This window comes from Thermoanaerobacter sp. CM-CNRG TB177, assembly GCF_018588165.1.
Taxonomy (GTDB): domain Bacteria; phylum Bacillota; class Thermoanaerobacteria; order Thermoanaerobacterales; family Thermoanaerobacteraceae; genus Thermoanaerobacter; species Thermoanaerobacter thermocopriae.
On record NZ_JAFCAC010000051.1, the window covers coordinates 44,699 to 63,491 of the forward strand.

Here is an 18,793-nt window from a genome sequence, read left to right on the forward strand (position 1 = left end):
AAATGCGTACAATTAACATTGCCCCCCAGCTGTCCTCTATAGAGGACGCTTTGTTCGCTCGATGGTCCTCCTACCTTCGGGCGAATTTTTTTGTGATAAGCATAAGTTCAATAATGGTTTAATACATTTGAAATAGATTTAAAAATTGAGGAGATGTTTTTATGTACGCGTTCAATGGGATGATAATAGGCTCTTTGGTTGGAATAATTGGTACGGGAATGGGGGGAGCTGTGACATATTTTTTAAAAAACCCTTCTAATAGATTTTTTAGTGGCATTATGGGTACTGCTGCAGGTTTAATGCTTTCTATTGTTGCTTTTGACCTTTTGCCTCATGCTTTTGATATAGCAAGTATTCCATTGGGGACAATTGGGATATTAGTAGGAGCTATTTTGATTTCTTTTTTTGACATGATAATAGAGAATATGGACATTGCCGGAAGTTTCATAAAAGAAGGAGTACTATTAGCAATTGCAATTGCTTTACATAATTTTCCTGAGGGACTTGCTGTAGGTTCTGGCTTTATGGTGTCTCAGTCATTAGGTGTTGACATCGCATTGGTTATTGCTTTGCACGATTTTCCTGAAGGTTTAGCAATGGCAACGCCATTTTCTGCTGGTGGAATACCTCCTTACAAAAATGTAATATACACCATATTGGCTGGGATTCCTACAGGAATAGGTGCTTTAATCGGAATTGTAACAGGTGGCATATCCCCTTATTTTATTGGTTTAAATCTAAGTATAGCAGGAGGAGCTATGTTGTATGTGACTTGTGGTGATGTAATTCCTGAGGCCAGAAATGTTTACAAAGGGAAAATTTCGGTTTTGGGGATGATATTAGGCTTTATAGGTGGTATAATAATAACAAAGTATTTGTAAATTTTGTTTATGCAGGGAGTGCCTTAAATGACAAAAATAATACGCGTTGATAGAAATAATCCAGAAATTGAGCTTATTGATCTTGCAGCAAAAGTGATAAGGGAAGGAGGTCTTGTGGCTTTTCCAACAGAGACAGTTTATGGAATTGGGGCTAATTCTTTTGATGAAGAGGCTGTAAAGAAAATATTTATGGTAAAGGGAAGACCTCAAGATAACCCTCTTATTGTTCATATTGCAGAATTAGAGCAGATTTATGACCTTGTGGAAGACATACCTCAAAAAGCTAAAATTCTCATGGAGAAATTTTGGCCAGGCCCTTTAACACTTATTTTTAAAAAATCGCAAAAAGTGCCTTATGTTAATACGGCTGGAATGGATACTGTAGCTATAAGGATGCCGTCAGACACAATTGCTCATCTTTTAATCAAAAGGGCAAAAGTTCCTATATCTGCTCCTAGCGCTAATGTTTCGGGCAAGCCTAGTCCTACCGACGCTTCCCACGTTGTCGAAGATTTGGATGGAAAAGTAGATATAATAATAGACGGGGGAAAATGCGATTTTGGCGTAGAATCTACTGTTTTGGATTTAACAGAAAAGATGCCAGTTGTTTTAAGACCGGGAGCGGTTACTTTGGAGATGCTTAAAGAAGTGATAGGAAATGTTGAAGTGGATCCTTCACTTTTAAAAAAACCAAAGGGGAATTTAAAGCCTAAATCTCCAGGAATGAAGTACAAACATTACTCGCCTAACGCGGAGGTTTATATAGTAAAAGGAGACCTTGAGAAAGTTGTAAAAAAAATTCAAGAATTGACAGAAGAACAATTGAAATATGGTAAAAAAGTTGGTATAATGGCAACGGTACAAACTTCGACACAATATAAAAAAGGAGAAATTATTGTCGTAGGAGATAGAAAGAGACCAGAGACGATAGCGAAGAATCTTTTTGCAGTTTTACGACAATTTGACAAAAAGGGAGTAGATGTAATTTTTGCTGAAAGTTTTGAATATAACAATATTGGACTTGCTATTATGAACAGATTAGAAAAAGCTGCTGGTTATAAAGAAATAAGTGCTGAAGGAGAATTGATATGAAAGTATTATTTGTGTGTACGGGGAATACCTGTAGAAGTCCTATGGCGGAAGGGCTTTTTAATGCAAAAGCAAAAACTTTAGGTAAGGATTTTGAAGCACAATCTGCAGGAGTTTTTGCATCGGAAGGTTTTCCTGCTTCACAACAAGCGATAGAAGTGCTAAAACGAGATTACAATATAGATATTTCAAAACATAGGTCAAAAAATTTAAGACGTCAAGATTTAGAAGAGGCGAATTTAATTTTAACTATGTCGAATTCTCATAAACAAAGCATACTTGTGCAATATCCAGAATATTCCTATAAAGTTTTTACCTTAAAGGAATATGTAGGATTAGAGGGTGAAGTAGAAGACCCTTATGGCATGCCGATAGAAGTATATAGGCAAACGGCACGCGAGTTAGAGGATTTAATTTCAAAGGTTATAACTAAAATTTCAGAAGAAAGGAAGGGTAAAAAAGTGATTGCATTAGGTGCGGACCATGGTGGCTACGACCTTAAAGAAGCTATAAAAAAATATTTAGATGAAAAGGGGATAGCCTATAAAGATTTTGGCACTGTTAGTACAGATTCTGTCGATTATACAGATTATGCTCTCAAAGTAGCAGAGGCTGTTGCATCTGGTGAGTACAGTGAAGGAATTTTGGTTTGTGGGACGGGCATTGGTATGTGCATAGCGGCAAATAAAGTTCCAGGAATTAGAGCTGCTCATGTGGAAGATGTTTTTTCAGCAAAAGCCGCTAAGGAACACAATAATGCTAATATTTTGTGCTTAGGAGGACGCATTACAGGACCAGGTCTTGCTGTGATGATGGTGGATGAATGGTTAAAGGCAACTTTTCAAGGAGGACGCCATCAGAGAAGAATAGACAAAATAGCGGAAATTGAGAAAAAGTATAGCAAATGATATTGATTTTTAATAGGAAAGAAACTTTAAATTTACAGGAGGTAAAAAATGTATAAAAATGTATTTGTCATTGACCATCCACTTATACAACATAAAATAAGCCTAATACGGGATGAAAATACTGGCTCTAAAGAATTTAGAGAATTAGTAGAAGAAATTGCAATGCTTATGGCATATGAAGTCACGAGAGATTTACCTCTTGAAGAGATAGAGGTAAAAACTCCAGTGGCAATGGCAAAAACAAAAGTGATTGCAGGAAAAAAATTAGGAATAATCCCTATATTAAGAGCAGGACTTGGCATGGTAGACGGTATGTTAAAACTCATACCTGCTGCTAAAGTGGGACATATAGGGATTTACAGGGACCCTAAGACTTTAAAACCTGTAGAATATTATTGCAAACTGCCTCCCGACATAGCAGAAAGAGACCTTATTGTAGTAGATCCAATGCTTGCGACAGGAGGATCAGCTTGTGCTGCTATACACTTTCTCAAAGAAAGAGGCGCGCAAAATATAAAATTGGTGAATTTAATAGCTGCTCCAGAAGGAATTGAGGCAGTTCACAAAGAACATCCAGAGATTCCTATTTATGTAGCCAGCATAGATCAAGGCTTAAATGAACATGGTTATATTGTACCAGGCTTGGGAGATGCGGGGGATAGATTGTTTGGAACTAAATAATCCACTTCCTTATTGAAAGGAATGTAGACAGATGAGACCTTCATGGGATGAATATTTTATGCAAATTGTAGATGTGGTAAAAACTCGCTCTACTTGCCTTAGGAGGCAAGTTGGAGCTATTTTAGTAGTTGATAAACACATAATTTCAACAGGGTATAATGGTCCTCCTACAGGACTTGCCCACTGTGAAGAAACAGGTTGTTTGAGAGATCAATTAGGGATACCGTCAGGGGAAAGGCCAGAACTTTGTAGAGGTGTACATGCAGAGCAAAATGCGATTATACAGGCAGCACTGCATGGGGTAAGTACTAAAGGGGCTACACTTTACGTAAATGCTAGTCCTTGTGTTATGTGTGCTAAAATGTTAATTAATGCGGGAGTTAAGCGAATTGTATATGAAGAAGAGTATCCCGATGAATTGGCTTTTAGGCTTTTAAAGGAAGCAAATGTTGACTTAGTAAAGATTGAGAGATAAAATAATATTGATGTCAATCAAAGGAAGGTATGGTGAACTTAAAAGGAGTGTTAAAAAATGAAGGTATACCTCTTATCTTTTGTTATGGCATTTGTGGTGTCACTTATTGCTACTCCAATGGCGAAGAAATTGGCTTTTGTAATTGGAGCCATTGATATACCTAATGAGGAAAGACGAATACATACAAAACCTGTTCCTAGATTAGGCGGAGTGGCTATATTTTTAGGAACGATAACAAGTATATTGCTTTTTTTGCCAAAAACCCATGAAACCATTGGCATAGTTACAGGAGCAACCATAATTGCAGCATTGGGATTGTTTGACGACAAGTACAGTCTTAGTGCAAAAGTTAAACTTTTAGGACAGTTGGTAGCAGCCATGGTACTAATAATAAGTGGTGTGAGAATAGATTGGCTTTCTAATCCTTTTGGGGATGGAATGATATATCTAAAAAGTTGGTTGGCTATTCCTCTTACGCTTTTTTGGGTGGTAGGGATTACAAATACTATGAATCTCATCGATGGCCTTGATGGACTGGCAGCAGGAATAGCAGTTATATCATCGGGTTCTTTATTCATAGTTTCCCTTTTAAATGGCAGATTTGCAACTGCTGTTATTTCAATCGCTATTGCGGGTGCTGCTTTAGGCTTTTTGCCTTATAATTTTAATCCTGCAAAAATTTTTATGGGAGATACAGGGGCTATGTTTTTAGGATTTGTACTAGCGGCTATATCGATACAGGGAGCAGTAAAATCGGCAGCGGCAATTGCTATAGCAGTCCCAATCCTTGCATTAGGTGTGCCTATATTTGATACTACGTTTGCAATTGTAAGGAGACTGATAAACGGTAAACCAATTATGGAAGCAGATAAAGGGCATTTGCACCACAGGCTTTTAGAAAAAGGCCTTACACAAAGACAGGTTGTGCTTATAATGTACGGCGTAAGTTTGCTGCTGGGAATAAGTGCTATATTGATATCCTCCAGTAATGAAACAAAAGGTTTGATTATTTTTATACTATCAATTTTGTTTGTAATGTGGGGTGCAGATAAACTTGGGCTTTTAGAAAAGCAAAAAAAGGGTACTCAGGTCCGTTGACCACGTATTAAGGAGTGTAAAATGATGACATTAAAAATCGTATCTGTTTTTGGAACAAGGCCTGAAGCTATTAAAATGGCACCTCTTATTAAAGCTTTGGAAAGAGAAAAGGATTTTGAATCAAAAGTATGCGTTACAGCCCAGCACCGTGAAATGCTTGATCAGGTGCTGAGGCTTTTTAATATTACTCCCGATTACGATTTAAACATCATGAAAGAAAAACAAACATTATCTGAAATTACTACTTCTGCTCTTATAGGGCTTGAAAAGGTCTTTAATAGAGAAAAACCTGATCTTGTGTTGGTACACGGCGATACTACGACAACTTTTGTTTCTGCACTTGCATCTTTTTACCACAAAATTAAAGTAGGACATGTAGAAGCAGGGCTGAGGTCTTTTAACAAATGGTTTCCATATCCAGAAGAGATAAATAGAAGGCTTACGGGAGTATTGACAGACTTGCACTTTGCTCCTACAATTACAGCAAAATCTAATCTTTTAAAAGAAGGAGTAGATGAAGAAAGTATTTTTGTTACGGGTAATACCGTCATAGATGCAATGGTATATACTGTAAAAAGAGATTATATTTTTAGGGATGAACGGCTCAACCAAATTGATTACAATAATAAAAAAGTCATTGTTGTTACAGCCCATAGAAGGGAAAATTGGGGTAAACCCCTTGAAAATATATGTAATGCTCTTAAAAATATTGCTCAAAATTACGAGGATGTTTATATAGTATATCCTGTGCATAAAAACCCTGTAGTAAGAGAAACGGTATTTAGAATATTAGGAGAGCTCACCAATGTACTTCTTTTAGACCCCCTTGATACAGATGAAATGCACAATCTCATGGCAAAATGTTATATGGTGATGACTGATTCGGGAGGGCTACAGGAAGAAGTACCTTCTCTTGGTAAACCTGTGCTTGTTTTGAGAGATGTCACCGAAAGACCGGAGGCTGTTAAAGCGGGTACTGTAAGAGTGATCGGTACAGAAGAGCAGGTTGTGTACAACGAAGGGACATTGCTTCTTGAAAATAAGGAAGAATATGATAAAATGGCTAATGCTGTAAATCCCTATGGTGATGGTAAAGCCTCTTTGAGAATAATTCAGGCGATAAAATATGCGTTTAACTTGACTGACAAAAGACCAGAAGAATATAAAAGCGGGGAGTGACCCCGCTTTTATAAATTTTTATTTATTAGCTTCTGATTTTGTTTGACTTTTAGCGATTAGGTACCAAAGATAACCAATTACTATTGCTCCAATGAATCCGCCTATTACATTGTAATCAGCGACTATCCAGCCCCATTTGCCAAGATAAGCACCGCCAACCCATGCACCGATTAAATGCGCAACTAGTGCTGCCCAATATGTTCCGTAAATTTTATTTAACTTTTCGCCATAAGATTCTCCTGCTTTGTAGTTAAACAAAGGATGAAATACAAGACTAGATATGAGTCCTACTACAATAAGTGCTACCCAAAACATATACTACACCTCCTTTTTGAGATATTTTTCCTTTCATTTATAATTTTACTCTAACAGGATTATAAAACAAATTTGATTTTTGACCTTTTTTGACTAAAAAAGTTCACGAGGATAATTTATCTACATATATCTGACCTTTTCTGACTTATTCTCTTTTTATCTAATTATTTCTAATAGATGTCCGTTTTTCCTATTATGTCAATAATGAAATATTTGAGATTGATGAATAAATTTTTTTATTTCCGTTAATAATTAAAAATAGAAGGGCGGTAAAAATCGGTGGATCCATTTTCCCCCTTGTGGATTCGCTGATATTTTACCGCCTTTTCTTTTAAAAAAGTATATATGGAGGTATGGCATATGGATAAAAGGATAATTATAGGAATAATGATTTTTGCGGTTTTATTTTCGCTGGGGGTTCAAAGACAAGCTTTTCTTTCCTTTGATGATGACGTAGAACTTGTAAAGAGGTCTTTTTTAAGTACAGGTGCGAAATATGAATATGCAAATATAAACGCATGGTCAAAGGTCAATGATGATTTTACATCTTTTGACAAAATAAATGAATATGTCGAAGTAACAATAAAAAACATGAATTTAGACAAACAAAAAATCAAGGTATCTCGCATCGAAGAAAACAAATTTAGACAACTAGTAGTAGAATATGCAGAAAACACGAGACATATAAACATAGCAGTGCAAAGTTTAAAAAATGGTGCCCAAAGCGAAACATATATGTTAATAGACGAATATCTCATTAAGGGTTATGACAATGTTTTAAAAGAAAGGTCCCTTATAAATAATTCTTTTAAATTGTTAGAGCTAAAACCTAAGGTAACAGTATGCTTTGTTGGAACTTTTAAAGGGAAGTTGAATAAAGAAAAAAACAGTAGTATAGTTAAATTAGTGCTTGACAAATTAGATGCACAAAAAATAGAAGGAATGGAAGAGGAAAATATAATAAGTGTCTCTGCTTATTCAAGCAAATTAAAAGAATATATTAAATTAGGAAGTGAAAAAATAAATTTAAACGTAGCAATAAGATATAGTTCTTTTGATGATAAAACTTATTTGTGGGTTGCAACGCCTATTATAGCAATAGAGTATTAAAAGAGGGTGATAAGAACGAAATTTATTGTTGAAAAAAGCCCACCACTTAAAGGAAGTGTAAAAATAAGTGGTGCTAAAAATTCTGTGTTGCCTATAATTGCCGCTTCTTTATTATCATCAGGGGAAATAGTGCTAGATGACATACCTACTTTAAAAGATGTCAATGTTATGATCGAGTTAATTAAACATTTTGGTGCTATATGTGAGTTTGAGAATGAAAGATTAAAAATAAAGATAGATATTAAAGATGTAGAAGCCCCATATGAGTTGGTAAAAAAAATGAGAGCATCATTTTTGGTGATGGGGCCTATACTTGCAAGATTAGGACACGCTAAAATTTCCATGCCAGGTGGTTGTGCTATTGGCTCTCGGCCAATAGATTTGCATTTGAAGGGATTTCAAACATTGGGAGCAGACATCACTATAGGACATGGCTATGTAGAAGCACGAGCTCAGAAGTTAATAGGCAAAAAAATTTATTTGGATTTTCCAAGTGTTGGGGCCACAGAAAACATTATGATGGCGGCAGTTTTTGCAGATGGAATTACTATAATAGAAAATGCTGCCGAAGAGCCAGAAATTGTTGATCTTGCCAATTTTCTCAACAAGATGGGTGCAAAAATCAAGGGTGCTGGTACAGATACAATAAGAATTGAAGGAGTAAAAGAGCTAAAAGGAGCTGAGCATACTGTCATACCGGATAGAATTGAAGCAGGAACTTTTATGGTAGCAGCTGCAATGACTGGAGGAAATGTTCTTATAGAAAATGTCATAGTGGATCATGTAAGGCCTATAATTGCGAAATTAACAGAATGTGGGATTGAAATAATAGAAGAGCCTAAAGGACTGCGAGTAAAAGGAACTAAAAATTATAAAGCATTGGACATAAAAACTCTTCCTTATCCAGGCTTTCCAACAGATATGCAGGCTCAAATGATGGCTATGATGACAGTGGCAAAAGGGACAAGCGTTATAATAGAAACAGTTTTTGAAAATAGGTTTATGCATGTGGATGAGCTAAAGCGTATGGGAGCAAATATAAAGATAGAAGGAAGAAGTGCTGTTGTTACAGGAGTTGATCATTTAACAGGGGCAGAAGTTAAAGCAACGGATTTAAGGGCGGGAGCAGCCTTAGTATTGGCGGGACTTATTGCAGAAGGTAAGACTGAAATAAACGATATTTATCATATTGACAGAGGCTATGTAAAAATGGAAGAAAAGTTAAAAAATCTTGGTGCAATCATATATAGAATATAGTATAAAGGCGTCATGTGCGCCTTTTTAAATTTGCGGGAAAATTTAAAGAAAGTATGTTGTTTACTTAAAAATTTTTATAGTTTCTATTTTTTGTTGAAGGATTTTTAATATCTTTGTAGAATTAATATATTGAAAATGTTTAGCAAAAATTGATAAAGGGGTGATAGAGTATGAAAATTGGTGTTCCAAAAGAGATAAAAACTGCAGAGTCCCGTGTGGCAATTACTCCTGCGGGAGTAGAGGCATTTGTCAAAAATGGCAATGAAGTATACATTGAAAAAGATGCGGGAATAGGAAGTGGTATAGCAAATGAAGAATATGTAAAAGCTGGTGCTAAAATACTTTCTACTGCAAAAGAAGTGTATGATGTAGCAGATATGATTATGAAGGTAAAAGAACCACAACCAAGTGAATACGATTATTTAAAAGAAGGGCAGGTTCTTTTTACATATCTTCATTTAGCTCCTGATAAGCAACAAACAGAAGCCTTATTAAAGAAAAAAGTAATAGGAATTGCTTATGAGACGGTACAACTAGATAATGGAGCTCTTCCTCTTTTGACTCCCATGAGTGAAGTAGCTGGAAGAATGTCGGTGACAATAGGAGCTTATCTTCTTACAAACCTAAATGAAGGAAGAGGAATTGTAATGGGGGGAGTACCAGGAGTAGAGCCAGCAGAAGTAGTAATAATAGGTGGAGGAACGGTAGGTACAAATGCAGCAAAAGTAGCTGTGGGGATGGGGGCAAGAGTTACAATATTGGATGTAAATCCTGTAAGACTTGCATATCTTGATGACATATTTGGAGGACGAGTTACAACTTTGATGTCAAATAGTTTTAATATTGCTCAGAGTGTGAAGAAAGCAGATTTGTTAATAGGAGCAGTTTTGATACCTGGAGCAAAAGCGCCAAAACTTGTGACAGAAGAAATGGTAAAGACGATGAAGAAGGGAGCAGTAATAGTAGATGTTGCAATAGACCAAGGAGGTTGTATAGAGACCTGTGATAGAACGACTTCTCACAAAGACCCGTACTTTATAAAACATGGAGTAGTACATTACTCTGTGCCCAACATTCCTGGGGTTGTTTCAAGGACTTCTACTTTTGCACTGACTAATGTAACTTTGCCTTATGCCTTGGAGATAGCAAGTAAAGGATATAAGAAAGCTTTACTTGAAAATAAAGCGCTACTGAAAGGACTCAATGTCTACAAAGGAATGGTAACATACAAACCTGTTGCAGATGCGCAAGGTTTAGAATATGTTGATCCTATTGATGCTTTAAATATAGAATAGGTTGTTTAATGGTAATGTCCACCTCCTACGAAGAGAATTTGTGGGAGGTTTTTGTTGTTTACTAAATAATCTCGTGCTATAATTTTTTATAAAGTTAAAACATTAAGTATGTGCGAAACAATAGGAGTGATTATGAATAAAATACCTTGCTGATATGAGTAAAGTTCTCAATAGGCGGTGGAAAAATGTCTGAGACTTTATCATATAAAAATTACAACCCTCGCTTAAGTAAAAAAAACGAAGATAGAATTTTTGGAAAAGGCCATATTGGAGGAAAAGCTTCAGGACTTTGCTTTGCAGAAGAGGTAGTAGAAAAGTATAGCGACGTTTTTAAGCAATGTGTAAAAATACCTGAAAGCTTTTTTATAGCTACTGACTATTATCAAATGTTTTTAGATTACAACGATTTAAATGATATAACAGAAGATACTCCTTATGATGAAGCAGAAATAAGATTTAGGGAGACTAAATTTCCCCCAGAATATGAAAAGATATTGTATGAAATTTTAAGTAAGATGCACTATCCTTTAGCTATAAGGTCTTCCTCTTTATTAGAGGACAATATAAAATATTCTTTTGCTGGCAAATATTATACTACGTTTATTCCCAATAGAGGCTCAGATAGAGAAAGAGTTAAGCAACTAGAAAAAGCTATTAAAGAAATTTATTTAAGCGTATACAGGCCTGATGCTGTTGCTTACAGAAGAAAGCATGCACCGGGCCAGAAGGATCTAATGGGGGTAATTGTGCAACAACTAATAGGTTCCCAAAAAGGAGTATATTTTTATCCAGAAGTTTCTGGAGTAGGATTTTCTCGAAATTATAGGCGGTGGACCGATAGAATTAAAATAGAGGACGGAGTTGTGAGATTAGTTTTTGGCTTGGGTACAAAGTGTACTGGTAGAGGATATGCGAGAATTTTTTCCCTTACTAATCTGAGATTAAGACCGGAAGGCAATAATCCAAAAGAAATAGCTAAAAATTCTCAGGAAGCTTTTGATGTGCTAAATTTAATTACAGGGGAAGTGGAGACCTATAACATAAATGAAGTGCCGCAATTTTTAACGTATCATGATAAAATAGGTGATATTGCACAGACATACTCTGAAAGAGAGAATGCTATTTTGGATATTAATATACTTAATAGAAGCGATGAGGTTTTTGATAAATATATTTTTACCTTTGAAAACTTTCCGAGGAGGCATAAAGGGTTTTTCAGCATAATCTCTAATTTATTTAAATATCTTGAGAAAGAAATGGAAATGGCAGTTGACATTGAATTTGCTTATGACTTAAAAAAAGACGAGTTTTATCTTCTTCAAACACGACCATTAAGTTCTTATGAGAGTTTCAGAAAAGTCCACATTCCTAAAGATATTGAAAAAAAATGTGTCTTGTTGAAAGGGGATAGGATGCTTACAAATGGCATCTTGAAAAACATAAGATATATAGTATACGTAGATCATAAAGTTTATAGCCAATATAAAGATAAACATGAAATTGCGCGAATAATAGGTAGACTCAATAAAAGTATAGGAGACAAATACATTCTTGTAGGTCCGGGAAGGTGGGGGTCTTCCAATCCATATTTGGGGGTACCTGTTATATACAACGAAATATCTAATGCTGCTATGATTGTAGAGCTTGGAATAAAAAATGGCGATTTTATGCCAGAACTTTCTTATGGAACTCACTTTTTTGCTGATTTAGATATTGACAATATTTTATACATGCCAGTATTTGATGGTTATAAAGATAATATTTTCAATGAAGAATGGTTTAAGAAAGGGACATATATCGACACGGCTGTCAAAATATTTGAAGGACGATTTGATGCTTATTTAGATGGAGACAAAATGATAGGGTATGTAATTTCCCATGAGAAGTAAGTCGATATATGTATAAAAAAATATAAAAATAACAAAAAATGAGACTTAAGTCCTATTTAAAGTAGCAAAAGTATATAATATAATTTAAAATGTAAGAATGATTCCCCTTTTCCCCATAAAATTTAATATATTCTGCACCCCCAACCCAATGTAGGCTGCTTTAAAGCAGCTATTTTTTTGTTTTTACTAACGTTTAGTCTTTTTTAAATTTATTTCACAAAGCGGTTCTGTGCTTGTTACAATTATTCCTCAAGGTATTACCATAACCCATACAACTTTATACACTTATTAATGTCACAATATATACCGTGGGCGATCTAATACGATACAAACAAAGTAAAATTTAGCAAAGTTGTGACAAGAAGTGTACAAAGTGTCAGTTTGGCTGGCCTTAAAGAAAACCAGTGGGCTATACAAGTTACTACGTTTCCTTACAGTAAGTACTGGTCCTGTGGGGTGTAACTGTACAAAATGGCAGTTCTATTTAGTTACCTACTGAAACTCTACAAGGAGTCTCTTGCTTATTTATGAAATAGAATAATAGAATAAAGGTATACATATTCGCATATATTTTATTGAGTATATAAGATTTGGAGGGGAAAAATGAAATATGCCATTTACGGGGTTTTTTTAATATTTTTTAGTTTAATAATTTTGCCTTCTATAATAGTTTTTGGTTTTAATCCTCACAGAACTTCTTCCACACCTGAAAATGAGGTCAAACTCATTGATGGAGGGAATCTGGTAAAAGTAGATAATTTGAATAATAAAGATTATCATACAGTAAATGTATTTATAACAAATCAAAATAAAATTCAAAAAATTGATTTGGAGGAGTACGTAAAAGGGGTAGTTGCAGCGGAAATGCCTGCGGAATTTGAAATAGAGGCACTAAAGGCACAAGCTGTTACAGCGAGAACTTATGTACTCTCGAAAGAAATAGTTTTAGGAGGTAAGGGTTGCCAGCTACATCCAGGAGCTGATGTGTGTACCGATTCTGAACATTGCCAAGCATGGCAATCGGAGGAGGAGTTGAGGCAAAAATGGGGAGAAAATTTTGACAAATATTATGTAAAAATATCACAAGCGGTAGCAGATACAGAAGAACTTGTATTAGTTTACAATGATGCTTTGATTGTACCGGCTTATCATGCTATAAGTGGGGGAAAAACAGAGAATTCCGAGGATGTATGGCAGAGTAAAATACCCTATTTAAGAAGTGTTGTTTCGCCGGGAGAAGAAGTAGCCTCAAAATATAAAACTACTGTTGTAATGTCAAAAGAGGAATTTATAAATAAATTAAAGCAAAAAAAACCTTCTTTGAAATTAGATAATAGCGATATTTTAAATCAAATAAAAGATGTTGAAAGGACTCAAGCCGGGCACATTAAAACGTTGAAAATAGGTAATATGACTTTTGGTGGAGAAGAGATAAGGGAAATATTTGATTTAAATTCTACAAATTTTAACTTTGAAGCACAAGGAAATAACATTGTAATAACCGTCATAGGTTATGGTCACGGAGTGGGAATGAGTCAATATGGAGCAAATGCGTTGGCAAAACAAGGCAAAAAGTTTGATGAAATATTGAAATATTATTATACAGGAGTAGAAATAGTAAAAATTGAAGATTTATTGAAAATACAGCACTGATAAAGTGCTGTATTTTTTGTATAAATAGTTAGGCTAATGGTTAAAATACCATTTGGAGGTGAAAAATGTGAGAATAAACAGGGAGAAGTTAATAAGATTTTTTGATAGAAAGGGTTTTTACATAATATTATTTTTATCCATAGTAGTGATAGCTGCTACCTCAATATATGTCACTAATAATAATTTAAAAAAATTAGAAGAACTCAGAAAAGCACAGCAGGAAGAAATTAATTCGGCTATTGAAAGTGATTGGAGTTATGAAAAAGAACTAGCACAAGCTCAAGAAGAAAAAGAACAACAAAATAATTCTACAGCTGTTATCAGTCAACAAACGAAAGAAAACTTTCAACCCGTGGCAGAAAACGATGAAGTTAAAAGTTCAGGTAAAAGTGATAGTTTAGAAAACAGCAAAGTAACAACTGTTATGGCAAGTAATACCTCTACTATAAAAAAAGATAACGATTTATCTTCTGCAAGATTAGTTTTACTAAAGCCTGTAAATGGAGACATAATATTAGAATTTGCCAAAGACAAGCTTGTGTTTTCAAAAACCCTTCAAGAATGGACAACTCATAAAGGTGTAGATATTGGCTCAAAGCTAGGAGAACCTGTATTGGCAGCCATGGATGGAATTGTGGCAAAAGTATATAAAGATCCAAAATTAGGGAATACTGTTGTTATAAAAAATGGAAAATGGGAAACGCGGTATGCAAATCTAGAGGATGAGATTTTGGTAAAACAACAAGAAAAAGTAGTAAAAGGACAGCAAATAGGTAAAATAGGGGAATCGGCAAGGTTTGAAGTTAGTGAAGGTCCTCACTTACATTTTGAACTTTTAGAAAATGGAACGCCTGTTGACCCAATAGCCTATTTTGAATAAAAATACCTGTAAAAAAGACTTGGATACTTACTGTATTCAAGTCTTTTTTTGTATTTATAAAGATTCTAATAGCTTTGTTTTGGCATATACATATTAATGAGATTTGAAAATCCAAAGGGGGTTTTGGTTTTGAAAGATTACATAGAAGAGAGAACACTGGAAATATCAAAATACATAATTGAACATAAAGCAACAGTGAGAGAAGCTGCGAAAGTTTTTGGAGTTAGCAAAAGCACAGTTCACAAAGATGTGACAGAAAGACTTCCCGATATAAATTTTGAATTATATAAAGAAGTAAGAGAGATTCTAAGCAAAAATAAAGCAGAAAGGCATATAAGAGGCGGAAAGGCCACTAAAATGAAATATCAAAAAATGAACAACAAATTTTAAGAAAATAAAAGAGGATTTTGTAAATTTATAGCGAATTAATAAATTGATAATAAATTAAAAATTTCGGCATCATTGTCGATAATTTAAATAGATGCCATTTTTGTCGAAATACATAAGAAAGGTGTGTTTAGATGTTTGCATTCTCTAAGGATATCGGAATTGACCTTGGCACGGCATCTGTCCTTGTCTACATCAAAGGGGAAGGAATTGCTTTAAAAGAACCATCAGTTGTAGCAATGGATAGAAATACTAATAAAATTCTTGCAGTTGGCGAAGAAGCCCAAAGGATGGTAGGCAGGACGCCAGGGAATATATTGGCTATAAAGCCTCTGCGGGCTGGAGTAATTTCTGACTATGACGTTACAGAAAAGATGCTCCGGTATTTTATAAACAAAGCCTGCAAAGGACGGTCTTTAGTAAGGCCCAAAATAATGATTTGTATTCCAAGTGGCATAACACAGGTAGAAAAAAGAGCTGTCATTGATGCAGCAATACACGCAGGAGCGCGAAAAGCTTATCTTATTGAGGAACCTATTGCGGCAGCGATAGGAGCAGGCTTAGACATATCACAACCAAGTGGGAATATGATTGTAGATATTGGGGGAGGCACCACTGACATAGCTGTAATTTCTTTAGGGGGTTCAGTGGTGTCTAAAAGTATTAAAGTAGCAGGTGATAATTTTGACGAAGCAATTATAAGACACATGAGAAAAAAACATCAGATGATAATAGGAGAAAGAATGGCAGAAGAAATAAAAATAAATATAGGTACTGCCTACTTTGATGGCAAAGAAGAGAAAATGCTAGTAAAAGGAAGAAGTTTAATATCCGGTTTGCCACAAAATGTAGAAGTGACTTCCAGTGAAATATGTGAAGCATTAAAAGAGCCCCTTGAAGAAATTGTTGCAGCTGTACACGGTGTATTAGAAAGAACTCCTCCTGAATTAGCAGCGGACATAAGCGACAAAGGTATAGTACTTACAGGGGGCGGAGCATTGCTTAAAGGAATGGACAGACTTTTAAGGGAAAGGATGAATACACCTGTATATCTTTCAAATGACCCTATAAGTTGTGTCGCTTTAGGTACGGGAAAAGCATTGGATTCTCTTGAATTATTAGAAAAATCAGAGACTATAATTGATGTATACAAAATCAAATAAATTAAGAAGGTGATTTTTATGTTGAGAGGGCTTTATGCTGCTTCTTCTGGTATGGTTACTCAGACAAAGATAATGGATGTTTTAACAAATAACCTTGCAAATGTCAATACTACAGGGTATAAAAGGGATATAGTAATTACTTCTTCTTTTCCAAATTTTGAAGTAACAAGATACGGTGGCGATAACGTACCGCCTGATGGGAAAATTGGAAAGATGGATTACGGGATATTAATTGACACTTTTCATACAAATTTTGAAGAAGGGAGTTTTACTCAAACCAATGGTAAGTTAGACTTTGCAATAGATGGAAATGGCTTTTTTGTGATAGATACCCCCAATGGTCAAAGATATACAAGAGATGGTTCTTTTGTTTTATCAAACGATGGATATTTAGTCACACAAGAAGGATATATTGTGCAAGGAGAAAATGGCCCAATTGAGTTATCACAAGGAGACATTTCAGTGGACGAGATGGGTAACATTAAAAATAATGGTCAATTGGTGGACAGGCTTAGAATTGTGGATTTTGATAATTATGATGGTTTAAGAAAAGAGGGCAATAATTTGTTTTTTATAGATAACAGTGCCAATGTACAGGTTATTCCTGCAACAGGGAGAATAAAACAAGGTTTTTTAGAGCAGTCAAACGTCAATTCAGTTAAGGAAATGGTAAATATGATAAGCGTGATGAGAAATTATGAATCGAATCAAAAAGTTGTAATTGCTTTTGATGAGACTCTTGGAAAAGCTGTCAATGAAGTTGGGAAAGTATAACAAACCATAAGGAGGTAGAAAATTATGATGAGGGCATTGTGGTCTGCGGCTTCTGGTATGACGGCTCAACAGCTCAATGTGGATGTTATTGCGAATAACCTCGCAAATGTGAATACTACAGCTTTTAAAAGAGATAGGGCAGAATTTAAAGATTTAATATACCAAACTTTGCAAAGAGAAAACATATATGGTGGACAAGGCAGACCTGTCAATATGCAAGTAGGAGTAGGTGTGAGACCTTCGGCAATTGTAAAAGATTTTACTGAAGGAAGTCTCCAGCAGACAGATAATCCTTTAGATTTGGCATTAGATGGAGAAGGCTTTTTTGCTGTACTGGGGCCTGATGGCACAGTTTATTACACAAGGGATGGAAGTTTCAAACTAAGTGCGGACGGTAACACTTTGATGTTAGTGACTGCTGACGGTTATCCTGTATTAGATGACAGAGGGAATCCTATAGTTTTTGACAGGACTGAGAAAGATATTTCGGTATCACCTTTAGGAGTAATAAGCGTAAAGAATGCTAATGGAACTACTCGAGAAGTAGCTACTTTAGGAATATACAATTTCGTCAATCCGCAGGGGCTTTTAAGTGTTGGTAATAATCTATATGAGCCAACAGAAGCGTCAGGACAGCCTGGCACAAGAGATGACTTTGAAGGAAGAATGGGCAAAGTTATGCAAGGATTTTTAGAGACCTCAAATGTCCAAGTGGTGAAGGAAATGGTGGACATGATTGCCGCACAAAGAGCTTATGAGATAAATTCAAAAGCTATCCAAGCAGCTGATGAAATGCTTGGAATTGCAAATAATTTGAGAAGGTAGTTTATTGAAAGGAATGACTTTACATGGAAATAAATCCTGTAGATAATATTAATATAAATAAATTACAGATTTATTTACAAAAGCACAGTAGTGATTTTGAGAGAATAATACAACAGGCGATAAAAGACAAAGACCAGCAAAAACTTAAAGAAGCGTGTCAGCAGTTAGAGGCAGTTTTTATAGGGATTATGTTAAATGAGATGAGAAAGACAATTCCAGAGGACCCTTTGACAGGAGATAGTCTTGCAAATGATGTTTTTACCTCTATGTTATATGATAAATATGCGGAGATGTTAGCTCAAAATGGCTCTTTTGGACTTGCGGAACAAATGTATAATCAACTTTCTAAAAAAGTATAAAAGCTATTATTTTTACCTACTAACTTTTGACACGCACAAGGGCGCTTGCCCTTTTTATTTTTCATTTTTTTGTGATATAATCAATGATAAGCTATTTGCTTTGTTTATTCTTATAATTTGGCTAAAAAGAGGTGAAACATAGGGTGGAAAACAAGGACATAAAAAAAATTCTTCCACACCGATACCCTTTTTTATTAGTGGATAGAATAATAGAAATCGAAGAAGGGAAAAAAGCTGTTGGAATAAAAAATGTGACGGTTAATGAACCTTTTTTTCAAGGGCATTTTCCAGACAACCCTATAATGCCAGGAGTTCTTATTATTGAGGCATTGGCGCAAGTAGCCGGTATTGCTGTTATGAATATAGAAGAATTCAGAGGCAAATTAGGGCTTTTTACAGGTATTGATAAATGTCGTTTCAAAAAAATGGTAAGGCCTGGTGACCAACTTGTTTTAGAGGTTTTGATAGATTCTATAAAGATGGGACTTGTTAAAGCTAAAGGTATTGCAAAAGTTGGAGATGAAATTGCAGCTACTACAGAGCTTATGTTTATAATGACTGAAGAGGGGTAGGAG

The 18,793-nt window shown here is 35.2% G+C and carries 20 protein-coding genes; 19 read left to right on the top strand and 1 reads right to left on the bottom strand.

From position 1 onward, the window contains the following. The first annotated feature begins 161 nt into the window (after window positions 1-161). The 7 genes from I4N53_RS04705 to wecB are packed head-to-tail and all read left to right on the top strand — an operon-like array spanning window position 162 to window position 6,311. Entirely contained in the window at window positions 162-881 is a 720-nt protein-coding gene (locus tag I4N53_RS04705; protein ID WP_013149622.1) for a ZIP family metal transporter, read from the top strand. Window positions 882-908: 27 nt separating this feature from the next. Further along, window positions 909-1,973: an L-threonylcarbamoyladenylate synthase gene (locus tag I4N53_RS04710; RefSeq protein WP_013149623.1), complete on the top strand. Its 1,065-nt coding sequence runs from the start codon at window positions 909-911 to the stop codon at window positions 1,971-1,973. Continuing rightward, the gene (gene rpiB, locus I4N53_RS12540; protein ID WP_214495716.1) at window positions 1,970-2,878 is read left to right on the top strand and encodes a ribose 5-phosphate isomerase B; all 909 of its coding nucleotides are present in this window, start codon (window positions 1,970-1,972) and stop codon (window positions 2,876-2,878) included. The genes I4N53_RS04710 and rpiB overlap by 4 nt, the downstream gene beginning before the upstream one ends. Window positions 2,879-2,926: 48 nt before the next feature. Beyond that, window positions 2,927-3,559, top strand: coding sequence for a uracil phosphoribosyltransferase (gene upp, locus I4N53_RS04720; RefSeq protein WP_012994304.1), 633 nt, complete (start codon window positions 2,927-2,929; stop codon window positions 3,557-3,559). Window positions 3,560-3,590: 31 nt separating this feature from the next. Then, window positions 3,591-4,034 carry a dCMP deaminase family protein gene (locus I4N53_RS04725; RefSeq protein ID WP_012994305.1) on the top strand — a complete coding sequence of 148 codons (444 nt, stop codon included), beginning with the start codon at window positions 3,591-3,593 and terminating at the stop codon, window positions 4,032-4,034. 57 nt (window positions 4,035-4,091) lie between these two features. Then, window positions 4,092-5,132 carry a glycosyltransferase family 4 protein gene (locus I4N53_RS04730; protein ID WP_013149626.1) on the top strand — a complete coding sequence of 347 codons (1,041 nt, stop codon included), beginning with the start codon at window positions 4,092-4,094 and terminating at the stop codon, window positions 5,130-5,132. 21 nt (window positions 5,133-5,153) lie between these two features. Beyond that, window positions 5,154-6,311 carry a non-hydrolyzing UDP-N-acetylglucosamine 2-epimerase gene (gene wecB / locus I4N53_RS04735; protein WP_028991759.1) on the top strand — a complete coding sequence of 386 codons (1,158 nt, stop codon included), beginning with the start codon at window positions 5,154-5,156 and terminating at the stop codon, window positions 6,309-6,311. Window positions 6,312-6,329: 18 nt separating this feature from the next. On the opposite strand, the gene I4N53_RS04740 is transcribed toward wecB, so the two are convergent. Next, window positions 6,330-6,626, bottom strand: a complete 297-nt coding sequence (locus I4N53_RS04740) for a hypothetical protein (protein ID WP_012994308.1) — start codon at window positions 6,624-6,626, stop codon at window positions 6,330-6,332. A gap of 360 nt (window positions 6,627-6,986) precedes the next feature. On the opposite strand from I4N53_RS04740, the gene I4N53_RS04745 reads away from it, so the two are divergent. From I4N53_RS04745 to fabZ, 12 genes are all read left to right on the top strand, one after another. Next, window positions 6,987-7,736 carry a YwmB family TATA-box binding protein gene (locus I4N53_RS04745; RefSeq protein WP_013149628.1) on the top strand — a complete coding sequence of 250 codons (750 nt, stop codon included), beginning with the start codon at window positions 6,987-6,989 and terminating at the stop codon, window positions 7,734-7,736. Between the two features lie 6 nt (window positions 7,737-7,742). Then, window positions 7,743-8,993 carry a UDP-N-acetylglucosamine 1-carboxyvinyltransferase gene (gene murA / locus I4N53_RS04750; RefSeq protein ID WP_214495717.1) on the top strand — a complete coding sequence of 417 codons (1,251 nt, stop codon included), beginning with the start codon at window positions 7,743-7,745 and terminating at the stop codon, window positions 8,991-8,993. A gap of 170 nt (window positions 8,994-9,163) precedes the next feature. Then, entirely contained in the window at window positions 9,164-10,288 is a 1,125-nt protein-coding gene (gene ald / locus I4N53_RS04755; RefSeq protein ID WP_214495718.1) for an alanine dehydrogenase, read from the top strand. A 185-nt stretch (window positions 10,289-10,473) separates the two neighbouring features. Next, window positions 10,474-12,177, top strand: a complete 1,704-nt coding sequence (locus I4N53_RS04760) for a PEP/pyruvate-binding domain-containing protein (RefSeq protein WP_214495719.1) — start codon at window positions 10,474-10,476, stop codon at window positions 12,175-12,177. A 603-nt stretch (window positions 12,178-12,780) separates the two neighbouring features. Next, on the top strand, window positions 12,781-13,830 hold the full coding sequence (gene spoIID / locus I4N53_RS04765) for a stage II sporulation protein D (RefSeq protein ID WP_013149632.1): 1,050 nt from the start codon (window positions 12,781-12,783) through the stop codon (window positions 13,828-13,830). Window positions 13,831-13,897: 67 nt separating this feature from the next. Continuing rightward, a complete protein-coding gene (locus I4N53_RS04770; protein WP_013149633.1) occupies window positions 13,898-14,710 on the top strand; it encodes a M23 family metallopeptidase in 813 nt (270 codons plus the stop codon). A gap of 129 nt (window positions 14,711-14,839) precedes the next feature. Continuing rightward, a complete protein-coding gene (spoIIID, locus tag I4N53_RS04775) occupies window positions 14,840-15,100 on the top strand; it encodes a sporulation transcriptional regulator SpoIIID (protein WP_012994315.1) in 261 nt (86 codons plus the stop codon). A 131-nt stretch (window positions 15,101-15,231) separates the two neighbouring features. Beyond that, window positions 15,232-16,260 (top strand): rod shape-determining protein, encoded by a 1,029-nt coding sequence (locus tag I4N53_RS04780; protein ID WP_214495720.1) that lies wholly within the window; start codon window positions 15,232-15,234, stop codon window positions 16,258-16,260. Window positions 16,261-16,278: 18 nt separating this feature from the next. Continuing rightward, window positions 16,279-17,034 carry a flagellar basal-body rod protein FlgF gene (gene flgF, locus I4N53_RS04785; RefSeq protein ID WP_013149635.1) on the top strand — a complete coding sequence of 252 codons (756 nt, stop codon included), beginning with the start codon at window positions 16,279-16,281 and terminating at the stop codon, window positions 17,032-17,034. A 24-nt stretch (window positions 17,035-17,058) separates the two neighbouring features. Beyond that, on the top strand, window positions 17,059-17,859 hold the full coding sequence (flgG, locus tag I4N53_RS04790) for a flagellar basal-body rod protein FlgG (RefSeq protein ID WP_012994318.1): 801 nt from the start codon (window positions 17,059-17,061) through the stop codon (window positions 17,857-17,859). 23 nt (window positions 17,860-17,882) lie between these two features. Beyond that, the gene (locus tag I4N53_RS04795) at window positions 17,883-18,218 is read left to right on the top strand and encodes a rod-binding protein (protein ID WP_214495721.1); all 336 of its coding nucleotides are present in this window, start codon (window positions 17,883-17,885) and stop codon (window positions 18,216-18,218) included. 143 nt (window positions 18,219-18,361) lie between these two features. Beyond that, a complete protein-coding gene (gene fabZ, locus I4N53_RS04800) occupies window positions 18,362-18,790 on the top strand; it encodes a 3-hydroxyacyl-ACP dehydratase FabZ (RefSeq protein ID WP_214495722.1) in 429 nt (142 codons plus the stop codon). Window positions 18,791-18,793: the final 3 nt, after the last annotated feature.

Excerpts from the sequence above, each read along its gene's own strand:
- I4N53_RS04705 (WP_013149622.1), top strand. The coding sequence starts at position 162 with ATGTACGCGTTCAATGGGATGATAATAGGCTCTTTGGTTGGAATAATT.
- I4N53_RS04710 (WP_013149623.1), top strand. The coding sequence starts at position 909 with ATGACAAAAATAATACGCGTTGATAGAAATAATCCAGAAATTGAGCTT.
- rpiB (WP_214495716.1), top strand. The coding sequence starts at position 1,970 with ATGAAAGTATTATTTGTGTGTACGGGGAATACCTGTAGAAGTCCTATG.
- upp (WP_012994304.1), top strand. The coding sequence starts at position 2,927 with ATGTATAAAAATGTATTTGTCATTGACCATCCACTTATACAACATAAA.
- I4N53_RS04725 (WP_012994305.1), top strand. The coding sequence starts at position 3,591 with ATGAGACCTTCATGGGATGAATATTTTATGCAAATTGTAGATGTGGTA.
- I4N53_RS04730 (WP_013149626.1), top strand. The coding sequence starts at position 4,092 with ATGAAGGTATACCTCTTATCTTTTGTTATGGCATTTGTGGTGTCACTT.
- wecB (WP_028991759.1), top strand. The coding sequence starts at position 5,154 with ATGATGACATTAAAAATCGTATCTGTTTTTGGAACAAGGCCTGAAGCT.
- I4N53_RS04740 (WP_012994308.1), bottom strand. The coding sequence starts at position 6,626 with ATGTTTTGGGTAGCACTTATTGTAGTAGGACTCATATCTAGTCTTGTA.
- I4N53_RS04745 (WP_013149628.1), top strand. The coding sequence starts at position 6,987 with ATGGATAAAAGGATAATTATAGGAATAATGATTTTTGCGGTTTTATTT.
- ald (WP_214495718.1), top strand. The coding sequence starts at position 9,164 with ATGAAAATTGGTGTTCCAAAAGAGATAAAAACTGCAGAGTCCCGTGTG.
- I4N53_RS04760 (WP_214495719.1), top strand. The coding sequence starts at position 10,474 with ATGTCTGAGACTTTATCATATAAAAATTACAACCCTCGCTTAAGTAAA.
- spoIID (WP_013149632.1), top strand. The coding sequence starts at position 12,781 with ATGAAATATGCCATTTACGGGGTTTTTTTAATATTTTTTAGTTTAATA.
- I4N53_RS04780 (WP_214495720.1), top strand. The coding sequence starts at position 15,232 with ATGTTTGCATTCTCTAAGGATATCGGAATTGACCTTGGCACGGCATCT.
- flgF (WP_013149635.1), top strand. The coding sequence starts at position 16,279 with ATGTTGAGAGGGCTTTATGCTGCTTCTTCTGGTATGGTTACTCAGACA.
- flgG (WP_012994318.1), top strand. The coding sequence starts at position 17,059 with ATGATGAGGGCATTGTGGTCTGCGGCTTCTGGTATGACGGCTCAACAG.
- I4N53_RS04795 (WP_214495721.1), top strand. The coding sequence starts at position 17,883 with ATGGAAATAAATCCTGTAGATAATATTAATATAAATAAATTACAGATT.